Below are 2,102 nucleotides of genomic sequence, written 5' to 3'. Positions count from 1 at the left end.
CCGCTCGACGATTGCCTCTACGCCCTACAGCCCACGATCCCGGCGCTGACGCGCTCCAGCCTGCACCGCTGCCTGCAGCGGCACGGCATCTCCCGCCTGCCCGGCGCCGGGGGCGAGGGGCCGGGCAAGAAGCGCTTCAAGGCCTACCCGATCGGCTACTTCCACCTCGACATCGCCGAGGTCCGCACCGAGGCCGGCGAGCTCTACCTGTTCGTGGCCATCGACCGCACGAGCAAGTTCGCCTTCGCCCGGCTGCACGAGAAGGCCACGCGCCGGGTCGCGGCCGACTTCCTGCACGCCCTCGTGGACGCCGTGCCCTACCGCATCCACACCGTGCTGACCGATAACCGCACCCAGTTCACCGACACCCTGCCCCTCACCGAGGGCCCCGAGACCGAGGCGGCCATCGACGCCCTCTGGGCCGCCCGCGGCGAGCCGCGCGTCTGGCGCGTCCATGCCTTCGACCATGCCTGTGGCAAGCACGGCATCGAGCACAGGCTGACCAAGCCTTATCACCCGTGGACGAATGGTCAGGTCGAGCGGATGAACCGCACACTCAAGGACGCGACCGTGCGCCGCTACCACTACGTCAGCCACGACGAGCTGCGCGCCCATCTCGGCCTGTTCCTCGACGCCTACAACCACGCCCGCCGCCTCAAGGCGCTGCGCGGCCTCACCCCCTACGAGTTCATCTGCCGGGCCTGGACCAGGGAACCGGAGCGGTTCAGGCTCGACCCGTTATACCGGCCTCATGAATTGATGACCGGTGAGGGCAGCCACGGGAAGCTGGTCAGCGAGCGCAGGCGCCCCGGCTCAAGGCGGAGCGCGTTCCAGGCCGCGCAGGCGGCGTCGAGGACGGCCCCGTGGCCGCCCGCGAGCACGCGGTGGCTCAGCCATCGCTCGCGCAGGTAGAGCCAGATCCTCTCGACCGGATTGAGCTCGGGGCTGCGGGGCGGCAGGTGGACCAGGGTGAGGTTGGGCGGCACGGCGAGGTCCCCGCTCACGTGCCAGCCGGCCCGGTCGAGGACGAGCGCGGCGTGGATCCCGGTCGGAATCGCTCGCGACAACTCGGCCAGGAACAGGCCCATCGCCGCGGCCGAGACTTCGGGCAGGACCAGCGCGACGCCGGCGTCACGCTCGGGGCAGACGGCGCCGAACAGGTGGACCGAGGCGAAGCGGTGCTCGCGCCGCCCGCGCGGGCGCACGCCCCTCTGGTGCCAGACGTGGGTGGTGCGGCCCTTCTGGCCGACGCGGGCCTCGTCCTCGAACCACAGCTCGACCCGCGCGGCCTCGGGATGCTCGGCCGCGATCCCGCGCATCACCTCGGGCAGGCTTTTTTGAACCGGTCCTGGGCCTTGGCGTCGGCCTCGGGATGGACCGGGCGGGCCTTCTGCCAGGAGAGGTCGAGCCCGTGCAGCAGCCGCAGCATGCCGGTCTCGCTGTAGCTCACCCCGAAGCGGCGCTCGACCAGGCCGCACAGGTCGCGGGCGCGCCAAGCGACGCAGCCGTCGCGCGCCAGCTTCGGGCCGCGCAGGACCAGCGCCTTGAGCGCCGCCTGCCGGCCCTCGTCCAAGCGGCACGGCCGTCCCGTGCGCGGCCGGTCGCGCAGGCCGGCGACGCCCCCGGCATTGTAGCGGTGGACCCAGTCCCGCAGCGCCTGCCGGCCCATGCCGGCGGCGCGGGCCGCCGCCTCCCGGCTCATCCCGTCCAGGGCGTTGGCCAGCGCGAGCAGACGCGCGCCGACCCGCCCGTCCCGCTCACGCCGCGCCAGGGTGCGCAGCTCCGCGGGCGTCCGCTCCGTCGCGATCGGCACGGCGACCATGGCCCGACCCCCAATCCGCTGCCCCTGCCCAGCCACCTGGCGCGCCGCAGTCGCAGGTCAACACTTCCTCAGGCGGGTATAACGGGTCGAGCCTGAACCGCTCCGGTTCCCTGGTCCAGGCCCGGCAGATGAACTCGGAGGGGGATGGCGGGAGCGCCGCTCCTACCCGCTCACCGGCCGCCGCTCAACACAACGGAACCGTCCAGGCCGCCTTCGACCCGAAGAGGGAGTTCATCCGCTCCCAGAATACCCGCTACCGCTGACTCCCAACCAGCACGCG

General features: G+C 72.6%; 2 protein-coding genes and 1 pseudogene. 1 reads left to right on the top strand and 2 read right to left on the bottom strand.

Annotation, left to right across the window (positions count from 1 at the left end; genetic code table 11):
- Nucleotides 1–912 (top strand): IS481 family transposase (locus VF468_05780; protein HEX5877822.1); only part of this gene is annotated, 912 nt, incomplete at its 5' end.
- Between the two features lie 20 nt (nucleotides 913–932).
- On the opposite strand, the pseudogene VF468_05775 reads toward VF468_05780, so the two are convergent.
- Nucleotides 933–1,319, bottom strand: a pseudogene (locus VF468_05775) (transposase).
- Nucleotides 1,319–1,813 carry an IS630 family transposase gene (locus VF468_05770; protein HEX5877821.1) on the bottom strand — a complete coding sequence of 165 codons (495 nt, stop codon included), beginning with the start codon at nucleotides 1,811–1,813 and terminating at the stop codon, nucleotides 1,319–1,321. Before VF468_05770 ends, VF468_05775 begins: the two are co-directional and overlap by 1 nt.
- Nucleotides 1,814–2,102 lie beyond the last annotated feature (289 nt).

It is taken from the genome of Actinomycetota bacterium, assembly GCA_036280995.1.
Lineage (GTDB): Bacteria > Actinomycetota > CALGFH01 > CALGFH01 > CALGFH01 > CALGFH01.
Note: the sequence above shows the minus strand (reverse complement) of the source record. Positions and strands in the feature narration are given on the sequence as shown.